Genomic DNA, 25,577 nt, shown 5'->3' with positions numbered 1-25,577 from the left:
CAGGGCTCCGGGTCAGGCCGGCGCCACCGGCCGTCCGATCGACAGCATCAGCCGGTTCGCCCAGTTGAAGAACGCGGCACCGTGGATCACGTCGGCGACCTCCAGATCGTCGAGCCCTGCCGCGCGCAGCCGCCCGATCTCCTCCTCGCCGAATGCGCTGGGGGTATCGGTGAGCGCGACGGATGCCGCGACGATCGCGTTCCACCGCTCGCCCAGGTCCGCATCGACGCCCTCGTCGAGCAGCAGGTCGACATCGTCGACGCGCTTGCTGTGGTGTGCGGCGAACCGCGAGTGCACCGACGCGCAGAACACGCAGCCGTTGCGGCGGGATGCCGCCGTGGCCGCCAGCTCGCGGTCGGCACGCGGGAGCCCTTCGCCCGCGTTGTAGAAGATGTCCTTGTCGACGAGGGTCCGCGCCCTGAGCACCTCGGGGTCGCGGGCGAGCAGTCGGAAGTAGTCGTTCTTCGCCCGTGCGGCGTCGACGAGACCATCGTAGTGCCGCGCGGTCAGCTCGTCTTCCGCGAGGGGGTCCAGGTGCGGGACCCAGCCGACCTCCCCGCGGGTGAAGGCGTGCGGGTGCGGAGCGTCGTCGTGACGGAGCACGGTCTGTTCGATGGTCATGCGGCTTCCTCTTCCTCGGAGACGGCGGTAGCGGGAGCGGTCGCCAGCCCCGCGGCCCCGAGCACGCGGAGTCCGGTGACGACGCGCTGCTGGAAGGCGAGGAACGACACCAGCTGCGACAGCGTCACGATCCCGTCGGTCGACCACCCGGCGTCGAGCAGCCGCCCGAGGTCGGCTCCCGAGGCCTCGCGGGGCCGGAACACGAGCAGGTGCGTGTGTGCGAGGGCGGCGGCGAGGCGCTCACCGATGACCGCGGTGACCGCGTCGGAGGGGACGTACCGCTCCCCCTCCGTGTTCTCCTCCTGCAGCCCCAGCTCGGTGTACGCGCCGAAGGGTCCGCTGACGGCCGCGCCGGCGGCCTCGGTGAGCACGACGCTCGCGGTCTCCGGATCCGCGTCCTGTGCGCGGTCGGCATAGAACACCGCGGTCGCGTCATCCGCTCCGGCGAGCCCCGTCGCGAAGGCGGCGACGAGCTCGCGCTCCGCCTGCGAGACGTGTTCGACCGTGACCGGTCGGAAGAGTGCGTCGAAGCTCGCCTGCAACTGCTCTCGGGTGACCGGCCGGCGACGGCGCAGCGCATCCAGCTCCGGCGTCACCTCCACGATGCGGTCCACGATGTCGTCGGTCATGCGTTCTCCTTGAGGGTGAGGGTGTCTGGGGCGGAAGGGCTGAGTGCGTAGCCGAGGGCCGGCGCGACCTCATCGGCGAAGAGGGCGATGGATCGCAGCACGTGCTCGTGCGGGGCGTCGACCGAGTGCACCTGGAAGGCCACTTCGGTCGCGCGGGCGAGGGTGGCGTCGGCGGCGAGCGACTCCGCCACCTCCTCCGGCGTGCCGAGGTGCGTGTCGAGAGCGGCGATCAACTCGTCAATGCTGTCTCCGGGGATGGTCTGCCCCTGTCGGCGGAAGCCCTCCGCCCCCCGGCGCAGCCCGACCTCGGCGAACCGCAGTGCCTCGGCGCGGTCGTCCGCGACGAACACGGTCCGCGACGCGGTGATCCTCGGCTCCACCCCGGCCGGAAGCGCCTCGAGGTACGCGTCGATGATCGGATCTTGCAGTTCGGAGAGCGGTGCGTGCTGTCGGTCGGCGCGGCGAGGCTGCGTGCGCGAGAGCAGCAGTCCGTGCCCGTGCACCCCGGCGCGGTGCCCACCGGGCGCCGAGAAGGTGGCCTGCCAGATGCGGTCGGCGAGATCTCCGGCATCCGGGTAGAGCGTGTTGCCCGCCCCGATGTCGCAACCCGCCAGCCCGTCGAGCAGCGTGCGCAGCTTGCGGTCGTAGGTCGGTGCCTTGTCGCGCACGTCCTCCCCGAAGGGCACGAACGACGACGGTGTCCCCCCGCTGCCGAGTCCCAGATCCACGCGCCCCCCGGAGAGCAGATCAGCGACCACGGCATCTTCGGCCACCCGCACCGGATCCTCCAGCGGCAGGGTGATGACCCCGGTTCCGAGCCGGATGCCGCGGGTCACGGCGGCCACGTGGGCGAGGAACACCAGAGGGGACGGCAGCCCGCCCTCGGCCGCGTGGAAGTGGTGTTGGGCGACCCAGGCCCGCCCGATCCCGTGCCGCTCGGCCTGCTGGATCTGCGCGGTCGCGAGCGCATACCTCTCGACAGGTGCAGCGTCGTCGAGCAGGCGGGTGAAGAAGGCGACGGTGGGTGCGGTGGTCATACGACGGTCTCCGTTCGTCCGGGGACAGCGGCGAGCAGCTCCCGGGTGTAGTCGTGCTGCGGGTCGCGGAAGAGTTCCTCCGTCTGCCCTTCCTCGACGATCCGGCCACGACGCATCACCGAGACCGTGTGGCTGATCCTGCGCACCACCGCGAGGTCGTGCGAGATGAACAGGTACGTGAGTCCGAGCTCGGACTGCAGCGAGGTGAGCAGCTCGAGGATGCGCGCCTGCACGGTCACGTCCAGCGCTGACACCGCCTCGTCGAGCACCACGACCTCCGGATCGATCGCGAGCGCCCTGGCGATCGCGACGCGCTGTCGCTGGCCGCCCGAGAGCTCGCGCGGAGTGCGCCTCGCGACGTCGGCCGGGAGCGAGACCCGGTCGAGGAGGGCCAGCGCCCGTTCTCGGCGCTCGGCGCTCGATCCGACGCGGAAGTTCTGCAGCGGCTCCGCCACGATGTCGATGATGTGCTGACGAGGATCCAACGAGGCGAACGGGTTCTGGTAGACGAGTTGCACGCGTCGGCGCAGCGCGCGCAGCTGTTCGCGCTTCGCGTGGGTCACGTCTTCGCCGTCGACCTCGATCGTGCCGGCGTCGGGCTGATGGAAGCGCGTGACCAGCCGCGCCGTGGTCGTCTTGCCTGACCCGGACTCCCCGACGAGAGCGTGAGTGGTGCCCCGACGCACGCGGAACGAGACGTCGTCGACCGCGCGGAAGCGCTCGCGCCCCGCGACGCGGAACTCCTTCACGAGCCCCTCGGCCACGATCGCATAGGGGTTCTCCGCGGCGACGGCCGCCGCGTCCCGCAGGAACGGCGGCGCCTCCGGGCGGCGGAATCCGGTCGTGAATGCAGGAGCATCGGCGAGCAGCTGCCGCGTGTACGGGTCGGACGGCGCAGCGAGCACCGCTGCGCTCGGGCCCTGCTCCACGATCCGGCCGTCTTTGAGCACGACCAGCCTTTCCGCGCGATCGGCGGCCACACCGAGGTCGTGGGTCACGAGCAGGATGCTGGTGCCCTCCTCACGTTGCAGCTCGTCGAGCAGGTCGAGCACCTTGCGCTGCACCGTGGCATCGAGGGCGCTGGTCGGTTCGTCCGCGATCAGCAGGCGCGGCTGCAGGGCGATCGCGGTCGCGATCAGCACGCGCTGCCGCATACCGCCGGAGAGCTCGTGCGGGTACTGGCGCGCCCGCAGGTCCGGATCGTCGATGCCGACGCGGTCGAGCAGCTCGATCGCACGCGCGCGACGCGAACGCCTGTCCCGGTGTCCGTGCAGGCGCAGGATCTCCTCGACCTGCGCGCCGATCGGACGCACCGGATCGAGCGAGGTCGTGGGGTCCTGCGGCACGAGGCCGATCTCCGCGCCGCGGATGCCCCGCAGCGCGCGATCGGTCCATCCGGAGATGTCGAGGTCTCCGAGTGCCACGGTCCCGCCATCGACCTTCCCGCCGGCCGGAAGCAGACCGAGGAGCGCATGAGCGGTCGTGGACTTGCCCGATCCCGACTCGCCGACGAGCGCGAGGGTCTCGCCCTCCTCGATCTCGAACGAGATGCCGTGCACGACTTCGCGACCCCCGTAGGAGATCCGCAGATCCGTCGCAGCCAGAACGCTCATCGCGTCCCCCTTCCGATGCGGTGGCTGATGCGGTTGGCGCTGAGCACGACCGCGACGACGACGAGACCGGGAAGTGCCGTGAGCCACCAGGCGGTCCCCACGTAGTTGCGTCCTTCGGCGATCAGCAGCCCCCATTCCGGGGTGGGCGGCGGGGCGCCGTAGCCGAGGAAGCCGAGAGTCGAGATCGCCAGGATCGCGGTGCCGAACTGCAGCGCAGCGAGCGCCACGATGGGTGTGAGCGAATTGGGCAGCACATGCCGACGCAGCACCGCGAAGAAGGTGGCGCCGCTGCCGAAGGCCGCCTCGACGTACTCGGTGCGCCGCACGCGGGCGACCTCGGCGCGCATCAGCCGGGCGAAGGCGGCGACGCTGCCGAGACCGACCGCGATGGCGGCATTGACGGTGCCGAATCCGAGCAGGATGATGACCGACAGCGACAGCAGGAGGCCGGGGATCGCGAGGAGCACGTCGACGACGCGCATGAGCACGTCATCGACCACACCGACCACGGCCCCGGCGATCGCGCCCAGCACCGTGCCGAGCGCGAGGCCGACCGTGACCGCGATCAGCGCGCCGGAGAGCGAATGCACCGCGCCATGGACGACGCGTCCGAACAGGTCGCGTCCGAGGGTGTCGGTTCCGAACCAGTGGGCGGCGCTCGGCGGCAGCAGCTTGTCGGCCGGTACCCCGGTGAGCGGGTCGCCGGGGGCGAACACCCCGGGGATGACTGCCCAGAGCACGGCGAGCGCCACGACGGCGAGCGCCAGATACAGGCCCCAGGCGCGGCCGCGCAGACGACCACGCCGCCGAGGTGCCGGCGCTTGCTCCTGCGGGATCGGTGCCGGCACGGCTCCGGGCTCGACGCTCGTCTCGGCGATCACGGGAGCGGTCATGCAGACACCTCCTGAGGTGCGGGCTTCGAGGCGGCGAACGCGGCGGATGGGCGGGAGCGCGTGAGCGTCCGCTGGCGCGGGTCGATGAGCGGGGTGACGAGGTCGACCGCGAAGCTGATGACCACGAAACCGAGAGCGGAGAGCAGCACGACGCCCTGCAGCACCGGGATGTCCTGGTTCGTGACGGCTTGCTCCGTGAGCCTGCCCACGCCCGTGCGACCGAACACGGTCTCGGTCACGACCGCTCCCCCGACGAGCTCTCCGAACAGCACGCCGGCGATGGTCAACGTCGGCACCGCGGCGTTGCGGGCGACCGAGCGCGTGAGCACCCAGAGCGGCGGCGCGCCCTTCGCGCGCACCACCGTGACGAACGGCTGCGCCTGCACCTGATCGATCGCCCTGACCAGCACCTGCGCCAAGGGCGCCGAGATCGGCACCGCGAGGGTCAGCACGGGGAGGATGAGGCCGCTCGCCGGGTCGGCCCCGACGATCGGCACCCAGCCGAGTCCGAAAGAGAACACCTGGATGAGCAGGATGCCCAGCCAGAACACCGGCACGGCGACGAAGAGGCCGGGGATCTGGCGCAGACCATCACGCAGCCAGGCGAACGGCGCGAGGGACGAGAGCCCCGCGATCAGGACCGCCAGCAGCAGCGCGACGAGGAGTCCGAGCGACGCGAGCAGCAGTGTCGCCGGCAGCGCCTCGGCGAGCATCGCCAGCACCGGCGTGCCGAACTGCGTCGAGAATCCGAAGTCCCCGGCGAGGAAGCCGAGCCCTGCGTGCACGTACTGCTGCCACCAGGGCAGGTCGGCACCGTACGTGGCGCGGATGCTGTCGAGCTGATCCGGCGACAGCCCGAGGCTGGGGTCGGAGAACTTGATCAGGATCGCATCGCCCGGCAACAGCTGCAGCAGGAAGAAGGTGGCCGTGAAGGCCGCGATCAGAACGATCGCGGCCTGCCCGGCTCGTCGGAGGACGAAATTCATCGACGCACCATGCCGATCAGTGCTCGGAGAGCCAGACGCCGGAGAACGTCGGGCGCCCCACCGACTCGAACGCGACGCCGTGCACATATGTCGCCGTGCCGTACACCTGCGGCTCCTCGAACAGCGGGATGACGTAGGCCTGCTCGGCGATGTAGTCCTGCACGGCCTGCGACGCAGCGACGCGCTTGTCGGCGTCGGGCTCGGAGGCCACCGCGAGGAGCAGCTCGTCGAGCTTCGCATCCTTCGAGATGAGCACGTCGCGGTTCTTCGTGAAGTACTGGCTCTTGATCACGTCGAGATCCGCCCGGCCGACCATCGAGTGGTAGAAGCCGGTCTTCAGCGGGTCACGGGTGTCTTCGGCGTAGCTGCCGGCGTCGCCGGGCTTGACCGAGAGCTCGACACCCACCTTCGCCAGCTGCTGCGCGACGAGTTCGAGGGTCTGCTTCGACAGGGGCTGCGGCTTGGCCTCGTAGACCGTGATCGCGAGACGCTCTCCGTCCTTCTCGCGGATGCCGTCGGCACCGGGCTTCCATCCGGCCTCGTCGAGCAGCTTCTCGGCCTTCTTCGGGTCGTACTCGTAGTGCTCTGATTCGTCCTTGTAGCCGAGGGCCTGAGAGGACAGCACCGAGGTCGCCACCGGGTAGTTCTCGGTGAAGAGCGTGTCCACGACCTCCTGCGCATCCACGGCGGAGATGATCGCCTGCCGGACGCGGATGTCGGAGAGCAGCGGGTTCTCGGGGCGGAGGGCGATCGAGTTGTTCACCCCGCGGGTCTGCGGGGCGTAGAGCGTGAAGCCGGCCGCCTCGACGCGGTCCTCGTCGAACGCCTGCACGTAGCGGACGTAGTCGGCCTGGCCGGCGAGCAGCGAGCCGATGCGCACCGAGTCCTCCGGCGTGATCAGCACGTGCACGGCATCCAGGTAGGGGCGGCCGTCGTTGTCGACGCTGTCGGGGCCCCAGTCGTAGTCGTCGCGGGCGGTGAGCGTGTACTCGGTGCCGAGCTTCTCTCCCGTGACGGTGAACGGCCCCGAGCCGATGATCTCGGCCGCGTTGCCCGCACCGAAGTCCTCGATCGTGCCGTCGAGGGTCGCAGGCGACAGGAGGCCCGAGTTGATCGTCGAGGTCGCCTGCAGGAACCCGGGCGACGGCGCCGAGAAATGGAATGTGACGGTGTCCTCGTCGACCACCTCACTGCTGGCGTAGTTGTTGATCGCCTCGGAGACAGTGAGTCCCCGCTCGGCATCGCCCAGCCCGTAGGTATCGAAGTTCTTCTTCACGGCCGCGGCGTCGAGCACCGTGCCGTCCGAGAACGTGACGTCGGGGTTCAGGTTGAACGTGTACTCGGTGGCGTCGTCGTTCACGGTCCAGTCGGAGGCGATCCAGGGCTCGATCTCGAGCGTTTCCGGATTCTGCCAGGTGAGACGGGCCGCGATGTTGTTCACGATGCCGCCGTTCGGGTAGAAGCCGGCCTGCGGCGGGTAGAGGTTCGTGTACGCCTGGTGCTCGAGGTAGGTGAGCGTTCCTCCCGTGACGGGGTCGCCGCCTTCGGCAGGCGAGTTCGCCGGTGCGGGCGTCGACGCGCAGGCGGCGAGGCTGCCCGCGAGGACGAGCGGCAGCGCGATGGCAGCGGCGCGGATGAGACGACGGTTCATGGGTGGGCCTCCAGGATTCGGGTGCGGTGCTTCGGGTGCTGTGGTGTGCTTCTGGTGCTGTGGTGAGGTGACTTCACCGTAGGAATCGCGGTTCCTCCGGCGCGAGGTGGCCGACTCCGGATGTCGCGTGGCGACACGCGTGGTCACGCGTCGACATACGAGGAAATGCGCAGACGGTCGCGGAGGGTCGCTCGGGTGCTCTCCTGCGCGTCTCGCAGCAGGCCGCGACGACGCAGCTCGGGAGCCGCCTGTCGCGTGAAAGCCTCGAACTGCGCGGGCTGGAACGCCGACAGCACGTTGAACCCGTCCGCGGCGCCCTCCTCACGCCAGGTCTCGAAATGATCGGCGATCGTCGCCGCGTCTCCCACGACGAACGCCGCCGGCACCGCATGCGCGGCGACCAGGTGCCGCCATGTGAGCGGATCGCCGTTCCCGATGCCCGATCCCGAGACCTTCGATGCGGAGACGCGCAGCCCGGCGATGATGCCGAGGCGCTCGATCAGCGCGGCGCCGCGCTCTCCCAGCCGCAGGGCCTCCGCAGAGGTCACGGGGGCGTCGAAGGTCGAGGTGCGCAGCGGGTCGTCGAGCGGGACGTCGAATGCATCGGCGAGCGCGGCGACGGTGCGATTCGACGGGAACGCCGTTCTGGCCGCCTGGTGCCCCTCGGCCAGCGGCACCAGGGCGAGCAGCCGCTCCACGATGCGTCGCGCGTCGGCATCCGTGTCCGCGACGACGGGAAGCACCGGGGCGATCACCTTCAGCGCATCCGGCGATCGTCCGGATTCCGCCGCGATGTCACGCAGCAGTCGACGGGTCGCGATCGCATCGGCCAGCGTGGGCGCGGCCGTCAGCGCGAGATCGGCTTCGGTGGCCGCGAGCGCCCTGGAGCGCGGCGACGTCCCCGCGTGCACGATCGGGATCTGTCCCTGCGGCGGGCGGGCGACGTTGAGCGGTCCCGTGACGCGCACCTGCGTTCCCCGCAGGTCGGCGGCGCGGAGTGCCTCCGGGTCGATCAGCACCCCGCGGTCGGCGTCGGCGATCCAGGCGTCCTCGCCCCACGAGTCCCACAGTCGGCGCAGTGCCTCGACGAACTCCTCCGCCCGGTCGTAGCGGGACTCGTTGTCGGCGTGCTCCTCGCGGCCGTGGTTGCCCGCTGCACGCGGCTCGGCGCCGGTGACGAGGTTGATCCCGGCACGGCCTCGGGTGAGCACGTCGAGGGACGCCAGCGAGCGTGCCGTCGTGTACGGGTCGGCGTACGTGGTGTTGACCGTGGCGATCAGGCCGATCCGCGAGGTCACCCCCGCGAGGAAGAGCACGGCGCTCACGGGATCGATGCGGGCCAGCAGGTATGGGTCGCGGAACTCCAGATCCGGGCCGGTGGCGAGCCAGTCCCCGAAGAAGAGGTAGTCGAGGCCGGCGTCCTCCCCCTCCCGCGCGATGTGCCGCAGGATGTCGGCGTCGGACGCGGGATCACGATGCGCGCCGGGCTGCCGCCAGCCCGAGGGGTACGCGCCCAGGGTGCGCACCATGGCGCCGATGATGAGGGGTTCGGTCATGGCGTCACGGTAGGAGCCGTCGAGCCTCCGCTGCCAGGGCGCCGATGCCGGGCGTCACGGGATGTAACAGTCCGTCACAGCCGGCACACCCCCTACGCTGAGACCATGACAGGTCTTCGGTGGGGAATCCTCGCGACCGGCGGTATCGCCGGCGCATTCGCGTCCGATCTGAGAACCGCGGGGCTCGACCTCGTGGCCGTCGGGTCCCGCTCGCAGGAGTCGGCGGACGCGTTCGCCGCCCGCTTCGACATCCCCCGCGCGCACCCCTCGTACGAGGCGCTGGTGTCCGATCCAGACGTCGACATCATCTACGTGTCGACGCCGCACCCCATGCATCACGAGAACGCCCGGCTCGCGCTCGAGAACGGCAAGCACGTGCTCGCCGAGAAGGCGTTCACGCTGAACCGCGCGGAGGCGGAGGATCTGCAGGCGCTTGCGGCCGAACGCGGCCTGCTCGTCATGGAGGCGATGTGGACCCGCTACCTGCCGCACATGGTCCGCATCCGCGAGCTCATCGCCGACGGCGTCCTCGGCGAGATCCGCGCAGTGAACGCCGACCACACGCAACTGCTGCCCTCCGACCCCACCCACCGCCTCAATGCCCTCGAGCTCGGCGGCGGCGCGCTCCTCGACCTCGGGATCTACCCGATCTCCTTCATCTGGGACATCCTCGGCGCACCGACCACGCTCCACGCCGTCGGCCGGCTCGTGGAGACCGGAGCCGACTCCGAGGTCGCGACCGTCATGACGCACGAGGGCGGAGCGATCTCGACCAGTCTGTCGTCATCGCGCGCCGCCGGACCCAACGTCGCGAGCATCATCGGCACGGCCGCCCGCATCGACATCGATGCGGTCTGGTACAGCCCGACCACGTTCCGGGTCGTCCTCCCCGACGGCACCGTTCACGAGACCTACACGTCCGAGGTCGAGGGCCGCGGGATGCAGTACCAGGCACTCGCCGCCGAGCGGCTCGTCCGCGACGGCATCCTCGAGGGCGACATCCTGCCCATCGCCGAGAGCGTCGCCATCTTGGGCGCTCTCGACGAGATCAGAGCGCAGATCGGCGTCCGCTATCCCCGTGAGGAGGTCTGATCATGGCCGAGACCACCGATGCCCGCGTGGCCGTCTACCTCGATTTCGACAACATCGTCATCTCCTGGTACGACCGCGTGCACGGACGCAACGCCTACGGCAAGGACCGTCAGCGGATCAGCGAGAACCCGAACGATCCCGAGGTCACCGACCGACTGAGTCGCGCGATGATCGAGGTCGGCGCCATCATCGACTACGCGGCCTCGTTCGGCACACTGGTGCTCACGAGGGCCTACGCCGACTGGTCGTCTCCCGTGAACGCCGAGTACCGTTCGCAGCTCGTGGCGCGCGCCGTCGACCTCGTGCAGCTGTTCCCGGCAGCCGCCTACGCCAAGAACGGCGCCGACATCCGCCTCGCCGTCGATGCGGTCGAGGACATGTTCCGGTTGCCCGACCTCACGCACGTCGTGATCGTGGCGGGCGACAGCGACTACGTGCCGCTGGCTCAGCGGTGCAAGCGTCTCGGACGCTACGTGATCGGCGTCGGAGTGTCGGGCTCCACAGCCAAGTCGCTGGCCGCCGCGTGCGACGAGTTCGAATCCTACGACTCGCTTCCCGGTGTGGTCCGCCCCGTGAAGGCGGCGCCCGCCGTCGCCGCGAAGGCCGAGGCCGTCGCGGAGCCCGCGCCCGAGGCTGTGCCCGATGTCGCAGACGCGGTCAAGGCGAAGACCCCGCGCCGGGCGAAGTCGAAGGCGGCCGCACCCAAGGTCGAGGAGCCCAAGCTCGACGAGCAGGGCGAGGCGACCCAGTTGCTCGAGCGCGCGCTGCGTCTCGGCCACGACAAGGCCGACGCCGACGAGTGGCTGCACAGCTCAGCGGTCAAGACGCACATGCGCCGCATGGATCCGTCCTTCAGCGAGAAGGCCCTCGGCTACCGCTCGTTCTCCGATTTCCTCAAGTCGCGCGACGACATCGCCGAACTCGAGGAGACCGGGCACGAGCGACTCGTCCGTCTGCGCGAGCCCGCCGCCTGATCGACGCGCTGCCTGATCAGCACGCGCGAACCTGCCCCCTGATCCGGTCGGTGGCGACGAAGGCTCGGTGATCCGAACCTCCGCCGCCACCGCCACCGGCTGCGATCAGAGCGTCGCTTCGAACGGGTCGAAGTCAGAGGCGATCGAACCGACCTGATCGAGCGTGCTCTCGACCTCGACGAAGCTGCGCGATTCGGCGGCCTCCTCGATCGACAGGAGCGTGTCGAGCACGTGGTAGCCGAACTCCCCCGTCGCCACGTGCGGGCGACCGGCGGCGATCGAGCGTGCCATGTCGAGCAGCCCCACGCCGCGGCCGGAGAGCACACCCTCCTGCTCGACGTCGATGATGTCCTGCTGGACGGGCTCCGGTGGGATGAACAGACGCGTGAGCGGTCGGGTGATCGAGATCGCGCCGCCGAAGGTGTTCGGGTCGGGGATCACGATGGTGCCCTCGGTGCCGGTGATCTCGACGATCCCCTGCCGGATGACGGGCGAGTCGGTGCTGTAGACGCTCTGCGCCTGGCCTCCCTGCTCGAAGTCCATCAGCACGCTCAGGGTCGACGGGATCTCGACCGGGAACTCCTGACCGGCCAACTCGCCGACCTGCACACGCCGCGTCGGCGTCCCCTGCAGCCCGAGGGCCGCGACCGAGGCGACCGGGCCGAAGACGTGCACGAGGGCCGATACATAGTAGGGGCCCATGTCGAGCAGCGGGCCCGCGCCCTTGGCGTACAGGAATGCGGGGTTCGGGTGGAAGATCTCCGGCCCCGACCACTGGAACGTGGTCTGCGCGAACAGCGGACGGCCGATGTCGCCGCGCGCGATCGCCCGCTTCGCCGTCTGCACACCCGGTCCGAGCACGGTATCGGGGGCGACTCCGATGCGGAGACCGGCCGCATCCGCCTTCTCCAGCAGTCGGCGGGACTCCTCACGGCTCACGCCGATCGGCTTCTCGGTCCAGACATGCTTGCCCGCCGCGATGATCGCCTCGGACACCTCGACGTGCACGGCAGGGATCGTGAGGTTCACGACGATGTCGATCTCCGGATCGGCGAGCACCGCGTCGACGCCTCCGGAGCGCGGGACGCCGTATTTCTCGGCTTGCGCCTGCGCGCGGTCCTCGAGCAGGTCGCCGATCGCGAGGACGCGCACATCCGGGAACGTCGTGAGGTTCGACAGGTACTGATCGCTGATGTTCCCGGCGCCGATGATGCCGACGCCGACGGGGCCGTCCTCGAACGAACGGGTGGCGCCCGCCATCAGCCGGCGACCTTCTCGTCGAGGTACACCCGGCTGCGCTCGATGGCGTCGAACAGGTCGCCCTTGTAGTGGTCGAACTCCACGATCGCGAGCTCGAGGGCCGGAGCCGCGGCGATGGCCTCGACGAGCGGAACGGATCCTTCGCCCGCGGCCACCTGGTCGGCGGGCGGGTAGGCGCCGGCGAGCGCGGGGTCGAGCGTGCCGTCCTTGGCGTGCACGGCCACGACGCGGCTGCCCAGACGCTCGAGCAGCGCGACGGGGTCGACGCCGCCGCGGGCGACCCAGTACAGGTCGACCTCGAGCACGACGCGCTCGTCGAGGAGGCCCGCGAGGACCTCCAATCCGGTGACGCCGTCGAACACGGCCTCCAGCTCGTGTGCGTGGTTGTGGTATCCGACGCGCACGCCCACGGTCGCACCGATCTCCGCCGCCTCGTTCAGCAGTCGCGCGGTCTGCTCGATCTGCTCGACCGACTCCCAGCGCGCGGGCTCGGTGTACGGATCGATGACCGTGTCCATGCCGAGCACCTTCGCTGCGGCGAAGACCTCTGCGGGCGACGGCACCGGCACCGTGGTGCCGCTGCCGTCGGGGTTCACGAACGACTCCGACGCCAGGAAGGCGTGGCCGGACGGGGCGACCAACCCGGCGGTGGACAGTGCGGCAGCGAGGGGCTCGGCGCGGCGGACGAAGTCATAGGGCTCCACGGCGGTGAATCCGCGGGCGGCGACCGCCGCCAGGGAGGATTCGAGGTCGGCCTCCAGCTCGTCCTTGATCGTGAACAGCTGCAGGGAAGTCCGAATCGTCATCGGTCGTGCTCCTTCGGTCATCGGTGACGTGGCGGGACCGGTGTCCCGTGCAGGCACGCTATCACCAAATACCTCCATGCGGAAGTTGTGATTGACTAGACTCGCCACATGCCCCCCGACACGTCCGATCACGCCGATCCTCCCCGCCCACGCGGCGCGTACGCCAAGGGGATCGCTCGACGACAGGAGATCCTCGATCGCGCGATCGAGGTCTTCGCCGAGCGCGGCGCCGACCGCACGAGCCTGCGGGCGATCGCTCGCGAGGTCGGGGTCACCCATGCGGCGCTCACGCACTACTTCGGCTCGCTGGAAGAGCTCCTCGTCGCCGTCTACGAGGAGAGCACGGCCCCGTCCCGGCAGTCCGGCTCTCCCCCGGAGGATGCGACACCGGTCGAGATGATGATCGAATCCGCGCGGACCAACCGCGCGATCCCCGGCCTCGTCCAGCTCTACTCGACCCTCGTCGCCACCGCTCTCGAAGAGGGACACCCGGCGGCCCGCACGTTCGCCACCGGTCGCTTCAGCCGCCTCCGCGCCCGACTCGCCGACGTCGTCCGACGCCAGCAGGAGGACGGCCGGATCCGCGACGACATCGACCCGGATGCGGTCGCCGCCCTCGTCGTCGCGGCGTCCGACGGCTTGCAGACGCAGTGGCTGCTCGATGAGACCGCACCGCAGCACGAAGCGCTCGCGCTCCTCGATCGACTGCTGAGACCCGCATCCTGAACAGGACGGGGCGCGGATCGGGACCCCGACGACCGGGCTAGGCTCGAAACGTGACGCCCGTGCCGCAGTCTCCCTACGCCCGGGCGCTCGGCGAGCGCATCGATGAGCTGCATCCCCGGCTTCGCACGTACTTCGAGGCGATCCCCGACGGCGCCGTCGGCATCGGCGATGGGGTGTTCGGGCGCGTCGGCACCCCGCGGCGATGGCTGTGGCCGTTGCTCCGGCTGCTCGAGCGCCGCGGGGTGGTCGCCGCAGGGTGGGAGCGCGATGTGCCGTTCCGCGTGGAGAATCGGACCATCGCGTCGAGGGCCATCGGAGAGCGCACCTTCCAGTTTCGTCACGGCGCGTGGACCATGCGCGACGCGGCCGCACTCACGCGACACGGTCGCGTGGTCGACGAGCTCGGAGAGCCCGCCCTCCTCGCCGCCTGCTTCGATGTGGACGTCCACCACGGGGCCCTGCACCTCACCAGTCGCGCGGTCGGCCTGCGTCTCGGACGCCTTCGGGTGCGCCTCCCGCGTGCGGTCACCCCCGTGATCCGCCTCACCGAACGCTTCGACGACGCCCTCGACCGTCAGCGCATGTCGCTGACCGTCGACGCGCCGCTGCTGGGCCGCGTGTACGAGTATCGAGGCGACTTCACTTATCGCATCCACCATTCCGAGACGGAGCAGATGGCATGAGCGCAGGACGGGTCGTGGTCGGCGGGTCCACGGGTTTCATGGGCAGATTCCTGCTGCCGCGGTTCCGCGCCGAGGGCCGTGAAGTCGTCACGATCTCCCGTTCGGGCGCCGACATCCGCTGGGGCGACCAGGTCGAGATCGACCGCGCCGTCGATGGCGCGGCCCTCGTGGTCGGCCTGGCCGGCAAGAGCGTGAACTGTCGTTACACACCGGAGAATCGCGCGGAGATCTTCCGCTCACGCCTCGACACGACGACATCCTTGAGCACCGCGATCGCCCGCGCCTCGACGCCGCCGGCGCTCTGGGTGAACTCCTCGACCGCGACCATCTACCGTCATGCGGAAGACCGTGCCATGACCGAGTCGACCGGCGAGATCGGCACCGGGTTCTCGGTCGAGGTCGCCAAGGCCTGGGAGAAGGCCCTGTTCGCCGACGACCTCCCCTCCACGCGACGCGTCGCGCTGCGCAGCGCCATCGTCCTCGGCCACGGCGGTGTCCTCGGTCCGGTGAAAGACCTCGCCCGGCTCGGGCTCGGCGGACCCCAGTACGACGGACGATGGCCGGTCAGCGCTGCGCGTCGGGCCGCAGGCACCGGCCACTTCCCCGGCGCCCGTCGCGGCCGCCAGCGCTTCAGCTGGGTGCACATCGAAGACGTGGCCCGCATCATCGAGTTCCTCGAGCAGACGCCTTCCCTCGAAGGGCCCGTCAACGCCGCATCTCCGCACCCGGTCGACAACGTCGAATTCATGGCGACGGTGCGTCGGGTGCTGGGCGCGCGCATCGGTGTGCCGATGCCGCGGTGGATGCTGGAACTCGGAGCGATCGGCATGCGCACCGAGACCGAGCTGATCTTGAAGAGTCGGTGGGTGTTGCCGGAGAAGCTCACCACGGCCGGATTCGAGTTCCGATACCCGACCCTCGAAGAGGCGATCCGCGAGTCGTTCGACCGCGAACCCGCTGCTTAGCCGGCGTTCGCCGCCCCGGCGGGCCCCTCGCCGTCGGTGCCGCGCTTCTTCTCGATCTCCTGGCGCAATCGCCACTCCTCGATCTCACGGTCGAGGTCGGCGATCTGCTGCTCCGTCGTGCGGGTGTCCCTGGGTGGCGCCGGACGCACATCGGTCGGCGTCGCGGGTCGCTCGGCTCTCCGCATCCGCGGCATCTGGATGCCGGACTCGCCGTAGTCACGCCCGAGCCCGAACCACAGCAGGCCACCGATCAACGGCAGCAGGATCACGATGATGATCCACGCCAGCTTCGGCAGGAACTTCACCAGCGAGCTGTCCCGCGTGATGATGTCGATCAGTGCACCGATCATCAGCGCGATGACGAGGAGCGAGAACAGGAACGACATGAGTTCAGGGTAGACGACGCCGCGCCGTGCCGCTCGGGCTACGGCAGCAGATGCCCGCCGGCGCGGAACAGTTCGTACCACTCGGGCCGCGTGAGCGTGATGTCGGCTCCGGCCGCCGCGTCCTGCACCCGCTGGGGTGTGGTGGTACCGAGCACGACCTGCATACCGGCGGGGTGGCGAGTGATCCACGCGGTCGCGATGGCGATCGGCGCGACGTCGTACGCCGCTGCGAGGCGATCGATCACGGCGTTCAGTTCCGCGTATTCGGGGTTGCCGAGGAACACCCCGTGGGAGAACCCGTCCTGGAACGGCGACCAGGCCTGGATCGTGATGTCGTTGATGCGGCAGTACTCCACGATGCCACCGCCGTCGCGCACCACGCTCTGCTCCTGCCCGGCCATGTTGGCTGCGACCGGCTGCGCGATGATCGGCGCGTGCGTGATCGACAGCTGCAGCTGATTCGCGACCAGCGGCTGCCGGACCGCCGTGCGGAGGAGGTCGATCTGGCGAGGCGTGTGGTTCGAGACGCCGAACGCCCTGACCTTGCCCGCGCGCTCCAGGTCGTCGAACGCGCGCGCCACCTCGTCGGGCTCGACGAGCGCGTCGGGGCGGTGGAGCAGGAGCACGTCGAGGCGGTCCGTGCGCAGCGCCGCGAGCGAGCCCTCCACCTGCGCCAGGATGTGCGCGTACGAGAAGTCGAACATCCCCTGCGAGGGCACGATGCCGCACTTCGTCTGCAGCACGATCTCGTCACGCTCGGATGGGGTGAGCTGCAACGCGTCGGCGAACCGCGCCTCGCAATGGTGCATGCTGCCGCCGTAGATGTCGGCGTGGTCGAAGAAGTCGATGCCCGCCGTCCGCGCGGTGCCGTACAGCGTGCGGATGTGAGCATCGTCCTTGTCGTCGATGCGCATCATGCCGGCGATCACGGCGGGGGCGGTGGCTGATCCGAACGGCACTGTCTTCATGCGCATCACGCTACCGCCCCGCACCGACGTCGTCAGGAATCGTCGGTCGCGGCGCCGGGAATCAGCGCCGTGACCGGAACGCCGAGGACTCCGGCGATGCGCGCGAGGTCGACCACCGTGAAGTCCTCCATGCCGTCGAGCAGATTCCCCAGGGCATCGGGGTCGATGCCCGAGCGCGCGGAGAGCTCGGAGAAGGACACTCCGGCGTGGAAGCGGGCCCCGTCGACTTCGGATGCCAGCAAATGACGCAATTCTGTCCCCATACGCCTACACTACCGCCACGAACGAACCCGCATGGCGGTCGAATGGACCAGAATGGCAGCATTTTGGCGTCGTCTCGCTGCTATGGTGAGCCGGGTGAAGACACCTGCCGAGGATTTCAACGACGCTGTCGGGCGCCAGATGCGTGCCGAGATCGCCGCGTCGCGCAGCAGCATCGCCGCCATGGCGCGCACCATCGGGATCGCGCGCAGCGCACTGGACAACTACGTGACGGGCAAGCGTGCGATCCCGGTCCCCGTCGTCTACGCGGTGTGCGCCGATCTCGGTGTCGAACCCCACGTGCTGCTGGCACGCGCGGAAGAACGTCTCCGCGCCGACGGAGAGGCCGTCGCGCGCATCACGCCGATCCGACGCGCGCCCGATGTCGCCGGCCCGCGCGAAGATACCCGAGAGGTCGCCTTCGAATCCGGTGTCCGCCACGACGCCGACACCGACGACCTCTACGACTAGGCCGGGCACCGCTCCCGGCGCGAGATCGGCACGGGAGGAGTGACCATGCACCACCTTCTCCGGCTCGCCGATGAACAGCGGGTTCGCGTCGTCGAGCGGACCGGTCGAACGCGCGGGGGCTACGACCCCGCGACTCGCACGATCCGCCTCAGCCCCGGCATGAGCGTCCGCACCACTCGCAGCGTGCTCGCGCACGAGCTCGGACACGCCGCTCTCGGCCACGTTCCCGCCCCGACCCCCGCCATCCGCGCCCAGCAGGAGCGCCAGGCGGATGAATGGGCGGCGTCGCAGCTCATCACGCCGCGCGCCTACGCGGAAGCAGAAGCGGTTCGAGGTCCGCATCTCGCGAGCTTGGCCTTCGAGCTGGAGGTCACGATCGAGCTCGTCACGGCCTACCAGCGGCTGCTGCGTCAGACGATCCTCGTCGCTGGTTGAATATCGTCATGCCCTTCCTCGTCACGCCCTCCCCTGTCACCCTGACCGGCGAACTCGTCGAACTCCGTCCCCTCGAACGCGCCCATGTCGATGGACTGATCGAGGCCGTGGAGGAGGGCGACCTGTGGAAGACGGCCTGGTACACCTCGGTACCCGCACCCGATGGTGTCGCCGCGGAGGTCGAGCGCCGGCTCGGGCTCGTCGAGAAGGGCGAGATGGTCCCTTTCACGACGTTCGACGCCACTGGTCGCATCCTGGGACTCACGTCGTACTACGACATCGTCGCCGACGTTCCCCGGCTGCACATCGGCTTCACGTGGAACCGACCGTCGGCACACGGCACGGGCACGAATGCCGAGTCCAAGCTGCTGCTGCTCCGGCACGCGTTCGAGACGCTGGGAGTCTTCCGCGTGGGCCTGACCACGCAATGGGTGAACTTCCAGTCGCGCACGGCGATCGAGCGGCTCGGCGCCAAGCAGGACGGCGTCATGCGGGCCATGAGCCGCTACCGCAACGGCGCGCTGCGCGACAGCGTGGAGTATTCCATCATCGAGCCGGAGTGGCCCGCTGTCAGGGCGAACCTCGAAGCGAGGCTCGCCAGACCACGGTGAACCGTCGACCGTCGGCGGTCAGCCGCCACGCCTGACGACCCGCGGACCGCGGGGAGTCACTCGGTGGCGTTGCCCGACCAGTTGTTCGACCGGCGGGTGGCCGAGCCGCCCTGGCGGAAGATGAAGGCCATGGCCAGGGTCACCAGCAGGAGCCCACCGCAGAAGGCGAGAGCCTGGAACGCCGGCAGCCCGAACGAGATGCCCATCAGCAGGATCCCTCCGATGAAGAGGATCATGAAGAAGAGGAAGCTGAGGATCACGGGATCTCCTGTCGTCGGTGCCGTCTACCAGGATAGCCCGGACTCGGAAACCCCCTGTGCATGTTCTTCCTCGTCTGGTCTGCTCGGAGCATGAAGACACCACTGACCGCCGTCGCCATCTCCTGCACACTCAAGCCGTCGCCCGCGCCCTCCAGCTCCGATCTCCTCGCGACGCAGCTGCTCGACGGCCTCGCCGACAACGGCGTCACCGGTGACGTGGTCCGCGCCGTCGACCTCTCCCTCAGCCCCGGTGTCGAGAAGGACATGGGTGGCGACGACGAATGGCCCCAGATCCGTCGGCGAGTGCTGGACGCCGACATCCTCGTCCTCGTCACCCCCACGTGGATGGGGCAGCATTCGAGCGTCGCACAGCGCGTGCTCGAACGCCTCGATGCGGAGCTCGGCGAGACGGACGCCCGCGGCCGCCCCACCCTGTTCGACAAGGTGGCCATCGCGGGCGTCGTCGGGAATGAAGACGGCGCGCACCACATCGCGGCGATCCTCTTCCAGTCGCTGAACGACGTGGGATACACGGTCGCCGCACAGGGCTCGGTCTATTGGAACGGCGAGGCGATGCACACCGTCGACTACAAGGATCTCGATGAGACACCCGAGAAGGTCGCGTCGGCCATCGGGACGGCGACGAGGAACGCCGCACACCTGGCCCGACTGCTCAAGGCGCAGGAGTATCCCGCGGAGTGATCTCGGTCACTCCGTGAGGTCGAGTGCCCATTCGTTCACGGTCAGCTCGGCACCGCGGAACTCCTCTGTGAAGCTCCCCGCCAGGGTGAATCCGTTGCGGCGGCACACCCCGTTCGATGCCGGGTTCTCGACCCCGGGAAATGCGGTCAGGAAACGTCGTCCCTCGCGATGCGCACGGGCGTCGTCGATGAGAAGAGCGAGGGCAGCCGATGCCGCGCCGCGCCCCTGCGCCTCGGGCAGGACGAACCATCCGGTCTCGAGGGCCGGCTCCTCACGCCATTCGACGTGCCAGTACCCGATCGATCCGAGTGCTCGCGCTCCCTCGTCTTCGATGACGAACATCCGTGCTTCCCCGGAGGCGACCAGCCGCAGGTAACGGGCGTGCCGCTCGATGATCTGGTCGACGCTCTCCGGGCCGTTGATGTGCGCCGTCATCTCCGGGGTGTTGGCCGCGTGCAGCAGTCCGAGGTCGTTCTCGGACCAGATCCGGAGTCTCAGGTCTTCCATGCTCGGATGCTGCCACAGGCCTCCGACACCGCGTTCAATGTGAAGGTGGGCTCCGCGTCGTGTGTGCTCAGCGTCGGGTGCGCTCAGTGTGCGGGTGCGCGTGACGCCGGCTCCGACGCACTCCGGAACGTGACGACCTCGTCCCGCCGAGCCTTCTCGAGGATGAGTCCCGCCAGCTCGAGTCGTCGAAAAACCCGCCGAGGCACTGCGGGAAGCTCGGCGGAGAAGCCGCGCGGCGGCGTGGCGAGCCCGGCGAAGAGCGACAGGTCGACACCGGCGCCACGGACCTCGATCCGCGCGTAGTCGCTGCGGCACCGCCAGCGCAGGAATTCGAGCCTCCGGAACGGGATCGTGTGGAGCTGATCGCCTACCCGTACACGCAACTCGTCGTTCCCGAAGGCGACCGCGCACTGCGCTGTGCGTCGGCGCAGGATCGCCATGAACAGGAGGTACACGGGAAGCCCCAGCACGATTCCCATGAGGACGATCGCGATCCGCGGCCCCATCCGCATCACGATGTCGTCGAGTCCGATCAGCAGCGCGACGCCGAGGAGTCCGACGACCACGACGATCCCGACGATCGCCTGCGTGAGCGTGCGCATCCGCAGCTCGATGGCGGGGAAGCGCACGATCGACCCGTCGCCGCCTTCCTCCCGTTCCCAGTCCGGCGTCACCGGCAGCGGCTTCTTCTTCGCGTCCCGGCGGGCGAAGAGATCGGTGACGCGACTGAGGAGTCCGAGCCAGATCCACCCGGTCGCCGGTATCCCCGCGAGCTGCAGGACGACGGCGACCCCGCGCACCGCCTCGGGGAAGCGGTCGAGCAGGTCTCCCCCGAACTCCACCATGAGAACCAGGACGGCCCCGAGCACGATGGCGACACCGAGGTGCAGGATCGCCCCGTTGCGCGCCGGCACCATGCCCAGGGTGACGTTCACGAACGCGAAGCCGAAGCACCAGCCCCCGACCAGCATGAGCAGGAACGGGAAGAAACTGAGGTCATCACCCGCGAGCGTGAACCCGATGGCTGCGATCAGCAGCACCGTGCCCACGACGATCGGCTCGCGCACGAACGTCCGGTTCACCTTCGCGCGCACGCGCGTCTCGGTGGCGGTCTCGTCGATCATCGGGTCGATTCTAGGTCCGGGCGCGTGTCGACGTGCTCCGGAGCACGCGCGCTCGCCTACGTCTGCGCGTGCTCGTCTTCTTCGTGGGTCCCGTGGGCATTCTTCTGCTCCTCGGTGCGCATGTCCCAGGCGGGCTTGCGAACCGCGTAGAAGACGAGCGGCGGAGCGCCGAGCACGACGATCACCGCCGCCACGATCCAGGGATACAGGGCCGGCGGGAACGCCGTGAACCCTTCCGGCGGGATGAAGGCGAACACGAAGGCCGCGAGGCTCGCCAGGAATCCGATGCCCGCCACGAGGTTGATCGCAGGAACACGGTAGGCCCTCTTCACGCTCGCCTGCGTCCGCCGCAGGACCATCGCCGAGGCGAACATCATCATGTACATGATGAGGTACAGGGCTGCGGCCATGTCGATCAGGGCGACGAACGCCGCACTGACGTTGGGGACGATGATGAAGATCGCCGCCAGGGCGGTGACGATCGTGCCCTGCAGCATCAGGATTCCGGACTGCACACCGGCCTTGTTCTTCTTCTGGAGCAGTGGAGGCAGCAGCCCCGTCTCCGCCGCGGCGAGAACGCCCTTGGACGGTCCGACGATCCAGGTGATCACGGACGCCAGTGCGCCGGCGGCGATCAGCGCGGACACCGCCGCCGTCGCCCACTGACCCACACCCCAGTGCGAGAAGTACTCCTGGAACGCGAGCATGATGCCGTTGGTCAGGCCCAGCTCCTTCTGCGGGACCGCCACGGCGATGGCGATCGTCGGCAGGATGAACACGATGAGGATGAGGACCGCGGAGATGAAGATGGAGCGAGGAAAGCCCCGGCCCGGGTCCTTCATCTGGTTCACGTGGACGGCGTTGACCTCCATGCCGGCGTAGGCGAGGAAGTTCGACACGATCAGCACGATCGATGCGATGCCGGTGAAGGGGGGAATCACTGCATCGGGCGTGAGAGGTACCTCGCTCTTCTCTCCGCTGAACACCCAGATCGCTCCGAACACGATGAGGAGGGCTGCGGGGAGCAGGGTGCCGAGAATGCCGCCCCACGAGCCGAGCTTGGCGAAGAGGTTGCCGCCTCGCAACGCGATGAGAGTGGATCCCCAGTAGAGGACCAGGATGACCACGGCCGTGAAGAAGCCGGAACTCGACAGGGAGGGGTCGAAGAAGACGAACGCGAGCGCTCCGGCGATGAAGGCGAGCTGGGTGGGGTACCAGACCACGTTCTGGATCCACTGCAACCACACGGCGGTGAACCCCCAGCGGTTGCCCATCGCCTCCCTGATCCAGATGTACACGCCTCCCTTCCAGCCGGTCGCGAGCTCGGCGGCGACCAGCGCTGTCGGCACGAGGAACAGGATCGCGGGGATGATGTAGAGCGTGATGCTGCCGAGGCCGAACACGGCCATCGCCGGGAGCGATCGCAGGCTCGCGACCACGACCAGGGTGAGGAGGGCGAGCTGCCCCACTCCCAGGAAGGAGGTCACCGCGGAACGGGGTGCGAGCGGATGGTTCGATGCGGTCGCGGACGACTCGGCCGGTGCCGGCGACGGAGCGGAACTCTGAGGCGAGGACATGGCGGCTTCTCTCAGTGGTGGAAGGCCGACTGCGGCTTCTCGATCGGCATCGGCGACTCGAGCGCGTCGAGGTACGCGACTTCGGTCTCGATCGCCTGCAGCAGTTCGATCGCGAGGTCCATGCTCAGCCCGTTGCGGACGACGATGCGCTGCACCGTGATCTGCTCGAGGTCGGCGGGCATCGGATAGGCGGGGATCAACCAGCCCTTCATCCGCAACCGGTCCTGCAGATGGTAGAGAGTCCAGTTCTTCGTGTGCCCGTCCTTGAGGCGCCAGGCGAACACCGGGATGTCGCTGCCGTCGTTCCAGAGTTCGAACGCGTCGAGCTTCGCGATCCCCGCGGAGAGGTACTTCGCGACGTCCTGCGAGGCCTGCTGCACGGCCCGGTATCCCTCGAATCCCAAGCGCAGGAACAGGTAGTACTGCAACACCACCTGGGCGCCGGGCCTCGAGAAGTTCAGCGCGAAGGTCGGCATCTCCCCACCGAGGTAACTGACCTGGAACACCAGGTCCTCCGGCAGCCACTGGGCGTCACGCCAGACCACCCACCCGAGCCCCGGGTACACGAGACCGTACTTGTGACCCGAGGTGCTGATCGAGTGCACACGCTCGAGACGGAAGTCCCAGACCAGATCCGGCTGCAGGAACGGCGCGATCATCGCGCCGGAGGCACCGTCGACATGGATCGGGATGTCGAGGCCGGTGTTCTTCTGGATCTCGTCCAACGCCGCGGCGATCTCGGCGACGGGTTCGTACATGCCGGTGTAGGTGACACCCATGATGGCGACGACGCCGATCGTGTTCTCATCGACGTACTTCGCCAGGTCATGCCCGTCGAGCGTCTTGTGCTCCGAACTGATCGGCACGTAGCGGGGCTCGACGTCGAAGTAGTTGCAGAACTTCTCCCAGCACACCTGCACGGCGGAGGACATCACGAGGTTCGGCGTCGAGGTGTCCTTGCCCGCTGCACGCCTGGCCTGCTGCCACCGCCGCTTGAAGGCGAGACCGCCCAGCATGCACGCCTCGGACGAGCCGATCGTCGAGGTGCCGATGCTCTTCTCCGCATCGGGCGCGTTCCACAGGTTCGCCAGCATGTGCCAGCAGTTGTCCTCGATCGCCGCCGTCTGCGGGTACTCGTCCTTGTCGATCATGTTCTTGTCGAACGACGCGGCGTACACCTGCTTCGCGTCATCGTCCATCCAGGTGCTCACGAACGTCGCGAGGTTCAGCCGCGCGTTCCCGTCGAGGATCGTCTCGTCCTCCACGATCTGCTTCGCCGTGTCCGGAAGCGACTCACCGGCAGGGATGACATGACGTGCGGCGCCGGCAGCTTCAGCCGGCCTCGCGAACATCGGTGTTGCCGGGCTGGAGGTCTCGTGATCAGTCATGTCGTCTCCTTGCTTGCGTGCATCGCGGCGGCACATGGAACCGACCTGCAAAATCGGTTAACCGCCACCTGGGTCGATGGAAACAAGGTAAGACGTCCTCAGGGGATCACGCAAGCCTGTACGACGAAGGCGAGGCGGAAACCGCCACCGAAGGCAGCTCGAGAAGGAGGTCAGCAGGGGTCTCGCCGCTTACGAGCTCGGCCATGGCCTTCACCGCGAGGGAGCCGTTCCGGAACGGATCGGTGGCGAAATAGTCCACGCCATGCTGCGCAGCGAGCCCGCCGGGATCACCGACCGTCGTCACACGCAACTGACCGGGCACATCGAGCCCAGCCCGTTCGGCCGCTCGGAGGATGGCTGCGCTGAATGACTCGTTCATGCAGTGCACCACCGTGGGCGGCAGTGCGCCCGAGAGCATCCTCGTGGCAGCGTCGTCCAGCGACTCCCCCGGCTCCAACGCCCCTCCCCGCGGCGTGATCCCCCGCCGCGCACACCAGCGCTGAAACCCGGCGATGGCATCGTTGGTGAAGTGATCCAGTCGCGCCCCGACGAAGATCGCAGGCCGGACTTCTTCGTCACCATCTGCGATTGTGTCGAGGTAGGCCGGAAGCGCATCCCGTATGCCCAGCCGAATCTGCTGGATGCGAGCCGTCGGACGCTCGTCGTATCCGCCGACGGCGACGACCGGTCGACCGAGACTCAGCGCGCGCTCCACCACGGGGTCGCTGGGCATGGGGTCGACCACGATGATCCCGTCATACGAGAGCGTGGTCGTGATCTGACCGTCGACCCCCGCGCGGCCTGCCGTGACCGCCAAACCCATCGCGCCGGCCTCCAACGCCGCCCCCGCGAGGATGTTCCGGAAGCACGGCATGAACGAGGCTTCCGTGACGCGCGGATCGCGGAAGCTCGCCACGACCGCGATCACGTTCGTCCGCCCGAGTCGCAGTGCCTGACCCGTCTGATTCGGCTGGTAGCCGAGCCGGTCGCCGATCGCCTTCACACGGGCGCGCGTGCGCTCGGACACTCTCCCTCGCCCGTTGTAGACGTGCGAGACGGTGGCCGCCGAGACACCTGCGGCGAGAGCGACGTCCCTGATGCGAACGCGTTGTGCGGAAGGTTCGGGCATCCCCTCAGCATAATCGTTTAATCACGGTCTGGTGCCGCTTCTGTCACGCATTGACGCAGCCCGGCGCCGCCGCGCCACGCGCGTGCCGAGCACACGAACGAAGAACGACGACCGCGCCCGGCCTCGTGGGCGCAGTGGGCCACGATCCCGCACCCGTGCATGGATGAGCGAAGGGATTCGACGATGCAGAGAGGGCCTCGGGATCGAATGATCCCGAGGCCCTCTCACCCGCTGGTGATCCGGCTGCGCCCGAAGCTCGGGCGTCG

28 protein-coding genes are annotated in these 25,577 nt (G+C 69.0%); 9 read left to right on the top strand and 19 right to left on the bottom strand.

What is annotated here, in order from left to right:
• Positions 1–12: 12 nt before the first annotated feature.
• From ACLFA2_RS14370 to ACLFA2_RS14335, 8 genes are all read right to left on the bottom strand, one after another.
• Complete coding sequence (locus ACLFA2_RS14370; protein WP_426621521.1) at positions 13–621, bottom strand: alkylhydroperoxidase domain protein; 609 nt, start codon at positions 619–621, stop codon at positions 13–15.
• A complete protein-coding gene (locus tag ACLFA2_RS14365) occupies positions 618–1,250 on the bottom strand; it encodes a CMD domain protein (RefSeq protein WP_167256074.1) in 633 nt (210 codons plus the stop codon). Before ACLFA2_RS14365 ends, ACLFA2_RS14370 begins: the two co-directional genes overlap by 4 nt.
• Positions 1,247–2,287 carry a putative FMN-dependent luciferase-like monooxygenase gene (locus ACLFA2_RS14360; protein ID WP_426621520.1) on the bottom strand — a complete coding sequence of 347 codons (1,041 nt, stop codon included), beginning with the start codon at positions 2,285–2,287 and terminating at the stop codon, positions 1,247–1,249. The genes ACLFA2_RS14365 and ACLFA2_RS14360 overlap by 4 nt, the downstream gene beginning before the upstream one ends.
• Positions 2,284–3,900 carry a dipeptide ABC transporter ATP-binding protein gene (locus ACLFA2_RS14355; RefSeq protein WP_021199930.1) on the bottom strand — a complete coding sequence of 539 codons (1,617 nt, stop codon included), beginning with the start codon at positions 3,898–3,900 and terminating at the stop codon, positions 2,284–2,286. Before ACLFA2_RS14355 ends, ACLFA2_RS14360 begins: the two co-directional genes overlap by 4 nt.
• Entirely contained in the window at positions 3,897–4,793 is an 897-nt protein-coding gene (locus ACLFA2_RS14350; protein WP_426621519.1) for an ABC transporter permease, read from the bottom strand. The genes ACLFA2_RS14355 and ACLFA2_RS14350 overlap by 4 nt, the downstream gene beginning before the upstream one ends.
• A complete protein-coding gene (locus ACLFA2_RS14345) occupies positions 4,790–5,779 on the bottom strand; it encodes an ABC transporter permease (protein ID WP_167256068.1) in 990 nt (329 codons plus the stop codon). The genes ACLFA2_RS14350 and ACLFA2_RS14345 overlap by 4 nt, the downstream gene beginning before the upstream one ends.
• Positions 5,780–5,795: 16 nt before the next feature.
• Positions 5,796–7,430, bottom strand: coding sequence for a TIGR04028 family ABC transporter substrate-binding protein (locus ACLFA2_RS14340; RefSeq protein WP_347123126.1), 1,635 nt, complete (start codon positions 7,428–7,430; stop codon positions 5,796–5,798).
• A gap of 143 nt (positions 7,431–7,573) precedes the next feature.
• The gene (locus ACLFA2_RS14335; RefSeq protein ID WP_029267109.1) at positions 7,574–8,986 is read right to left on the bottom strand and encodes an NtaA/DmoA family FMN-dependent monooxygenase; all 1,413 of its coding nucleotides are present in this window, start codon (positions 8,984–8,986) and stop codon (positions 7,574–7,576) included.
• Between the two features lie 105 nt (positions 8,987–9,091).
• On the opposite strand from ACLFA2_RS14335, the gene ACLFA2_RS14330 reads away from it, so the two are divergent.
• Both ACLFA2_RS14330 and ACLFA2_RS14325 read left to right on the top strand, forming a co-directional pair.
• Complete coding sequence (locus ACLFA2_RS14330; RefSeq protein ID WP_426621518.1) at positions 9,092–10,078, top strand: Gfo/Idh/MocA family protein; 987 nt, start codon at positions 9,092–9,094, stop codon at positions 10,076–10,078.
• 2 nt (positions 10,079–10,080) lie between these two features.
• A complete protein-coding gene (locus ACLFA2_RS14325; protein ID WP_136024188.1) occupies positions 10,081–11,052 on the top strand; it encodes an NYN domain-containing protein in 972 nt (323 codons plus the stop codon).
• Between the two features lie 105 nt (positions 11,053–11,157).
• Here ACLFA2_RS14325 and ACLFA2_RS14320 read toward each other — a convergent pair whose 3' ends face one another.
• Together ACLFA2_RS14320 and ACLFA2_RS14315 are read right to left on the bottom strand one after the other, a co-directional pair.
• Complete coding sequence (locus ACLFA2_RS14320) at positions 11,158–12,312, bottom strand: Gfo/Idh/MocA family protein (protein ID WP_426621517.1); 1,155 nt, start codon at positions 12,310–12,312, stop codon at positions 11,158–11,160.
• The gene (locus ACLFA2_RS14315; protein WP_426621516.1) at positions 12,312–13,118 is read right to left on the bottom strand and encodes a sugar phosphate isomerase/epimerase family protein; all 807 of its coding nucleotides are present in this window, start codon (positions 13,116–13,118) and stop codon (positions 12,312–12,314) included. The genes ACLFA2_RS14320 and ACLFA2_RS14315 overlap by 1 nt, the downstream gene beginning before the upstream one ends.
• Positions 13,119–13,226: 108 nt before the next feature.
• On the opposite strand from ACLFA2_RS14315, the gene ACLFA2_RS14310 reads away from it, so the two are divergent.
• The 3 genes from ACLFA2_RS14310 to ACLFA2_RS14300 are packed head-to-tail and all read left to right on the top strand — an operon-like array spanning position 13,227 to position 15,492.
• The gene (locus ACLFA2_RS14310) at positions 13,227–13,844 is read left to right on the top strand and encodes a TetR/AcrR family transcriptional regulator (protein WP_021199939.1); all 618 of its coding nucleotides are present in this window, start codon (positions 13,227–13,229) and stop codon (positions 13,842–13,844) included.
• Positions 13,845–13,894: 50 nt separating this feature from the next.
• Positions 13,895–14,527 carry a DUF4166 domain-containing protein gene (locus ACLFA2_RS14305; protein ID WP_021199940.1) on the top strand — a complete coding sequence of 211 codons (633 nt, stop codon included), beginning with the start codon at positions 13,895–13,897 and terminating at the stop codon, positions 14,525–14,527.
• Positions 14,524–15,492: an epimerase gene (locus ACLFA2_RS14300; RefSeq protein ID WP_426621515.1), complete on the top strand. Its 969-nt coding sequence runs from the start codon at positions 14,524–14,526 to the stop codon at positions 15,490–15,492. The genes ACLFA2_RS14305 and ACLFA2_RS14300 overlap by 4 nt, the downstream gene beginning before the upstream one ends.
• Here ACLFA2_RS14300 and ACLFA2_RS14295 read toward each other — a convergent pair.
• The 3 genes from ACLFA2_RS14295 to ACLFA2_RS14285 are packed head-to-tail and all read right to left on the bottom strand — an operon-like array spanning position 15,489 to position 17,088.
• Positions 15,489–15,878 (bottom strand): PLDc N-terminal domain-containing protein, encoded by a 390-nt coding sequence (locus ACLFA2_RS14295; RefSeq protein ID WP_021199942.1) that lies wholly within the window; start codon positions 15,876–15,878, stop codon positions 15,489–15,491. The genes ACLFA2_RS14300 and ACLFA2_RS14295 overlap by 4 nt on opposite strands.
• A gap of 38 nt (positions 15,879–15,916) precedes the next feature.
• Positions 15,917–16,846 carry an aldo/keto reductase gene (locus ACLFA2_RS14290; protein WP_081860142.1) on the bottom strand — a complete coding sequence of 310 codons (930 nt, stop codon included), beginning with the start codon at positions 16,844–16,846 and terminating at the stop codon, positions 15,917–15,919.
• A gap of 32 nt (positions 16,847–16,878) precedes the next feature.
• A complete protein-coding gene (locus ACLFA2_RS14285) occupies positions 16,879–17,088 on the bottom strand; it encodes a helix-turn-helix domain-containing protein (RefSeq protein ID WP_426621514.1) in 210 nt (69 codons plus the stop codon).
• A gap of 115 nt (positions 17,089–17,203) precedes the next feature.
• Between ACLFA2_RS14285 and ACLFA2_RS14280 the strand changes: the two genes are divergently transcribed.
• The 3 genes from ACLFA2_RS14280 to ACLFA2_RS14270 are packed head-to-tail and all read left to right on the top strand — an operon-like array spanning position 17,204 to position 18,624.
• Positions 17,204–17,578, top strand: coding sequence for a helix-turn-helix domain-containing protein (locus ACLFA2_RS14280; RefSeq protein ID WP_426621513.1), 375 nt, complete (start codon positions 17,204–17,206; stop codon positions 17,576–17,578).
• Positions 17,579–17,623: 45 nt separating this feature from the next.
• A complete protein-coding gene (locus ACLFA2_RS14275; RefSeq protein WP_021199946.1) occupies positions 17,624–18,013 on the top strand; it encodes an ImmA/IrrE family metallo-endopeptidase in 390 nt (129 codons plus the stop codon).
• Between the two features lie 8 nt (positions 18,014–18,021).
• Positions 18,022–18,624: a GNAT family N-acetyltransferase gene (locus ACLFA2_RS14270; RefSeq protein WP_426621512.1), complete on the top strand. Its 603-nt coding sequence runs from the start codon at positions 18,022–18,024 to the stop codon at positions 18,622–18,624.
• A 56-nt stretch (positions 18,625–18,680) separates the two neighbouring features.
• On the opposite strand, the gene ACLFA2_RS14265 is transcribed toward ACLFA2_RS14270, so the two are convergent.
• Complete coding sequence (locus ACLFA2_RS14265) at positions 18,681–18,884, bottom strand: hypothetical protein (protein ID WP_136024181.1); 204 nt, start codon at positions 18,882–18,884, stop codon at positions 18,681–18,683.
• Between the two features lie 90 nt (positions 18,885–18,974).
• Here ACLFA2_RS14265 and ACLFA2_RS14260 point away from each other — a divergent pair, with 90 nt between their 5' ends.
• Entirely contained in the window at positions 18,975–19,586 is a 612-nt protein-coding gene (locus ACLFA2_RS14260) for a flavodoxin family protein (RefSeq protein ID WP_426621511.1), read from the top strand.
• 6 nt (positions 19,587–19,592) lie between these two features.
• Here ACLFA2_RS14260 and ACLFA2_RS14255 read toward each other — a convergent pair whose 3' ends face one another.
• The 5 genes from ACLFA2_RS14255 to ACLFA2_RS14235 form a co-directional block, all read right to left on the bottom strand.
• Entirely contained in the window at positions 19,593–20,093 is a 501-nt protein-coding gene (locus ACLFA2_RS14255; RefSeq protein ID WP_426621510.1) for a GNAT family N-acetyltransferase, read from the bottom strand.
• An 83-nt stretch (positions 20,094–20,176) separates the two neighbouring features.
• Complete coding sequence (locus ACLFA2_RS14250; RefSeq protein ID WP_426621509.1) at positions 20,177–21,217, bottom strand: hypothetical protein; 1,041 nt, start codon at positions 21,215–21,217, stop codon at positions 20,177–20,179.
• Positions 21,218–21,273: 56 nt separating this feature from the next.
• Complete coding sequence (locus tag ACLFA2_RS14245; protein WP_426621508.1) at positions 21,274–22,794, bottom strand: amino acid permease; 1,521 nt, start codon at positions 22,792–22,794, stop codon at positions 21,274–21,276.
• 11 nt (positions 22,795–22,805) lie between these two features.
• On the bottom strand, positions 22,806–24,182 hold the full coding sequence (locus ACLFA2_RS14240) for a glutamate decarboxylase (RefSeq protein WP_426621507.1): 1,377 nt from the start codon (positions 24,180–24,182) through the stop codon (positions 22,806–22,808).
• 106 nt (positions 24,183–24,288) lie between these two features.
• Positions 24,289–25,311, bottom strand: coding sequence for a LacI family DNA-binding transcriptional regulator (locus ACLFA2_RS14235; protein WP_167256050.1), 1,023 nt, complete (start codon positions 25,309–25,311; stop codon positions 24,289–24,291).
• Positions 25,312–25,577: the final 266 nt, after the last annotated feature.

Origin of the sequence: Microbacterium sp. As-52 (assembly GCF_049949185.1) — a bacterium.
In the GTDB taxonomy this organism is placed as follows: domain Bacteria; phylum Actinomycetota; class Actinomycetes; order Actinomycetales; family Microbacteriaceae; genus Microbacterium; species Microbacterium maritypicum_A.
Note: the sequence above shows the minus strand (reverse complement) of the source record. Positions and strands in the feature narration are given on the sequence as shown.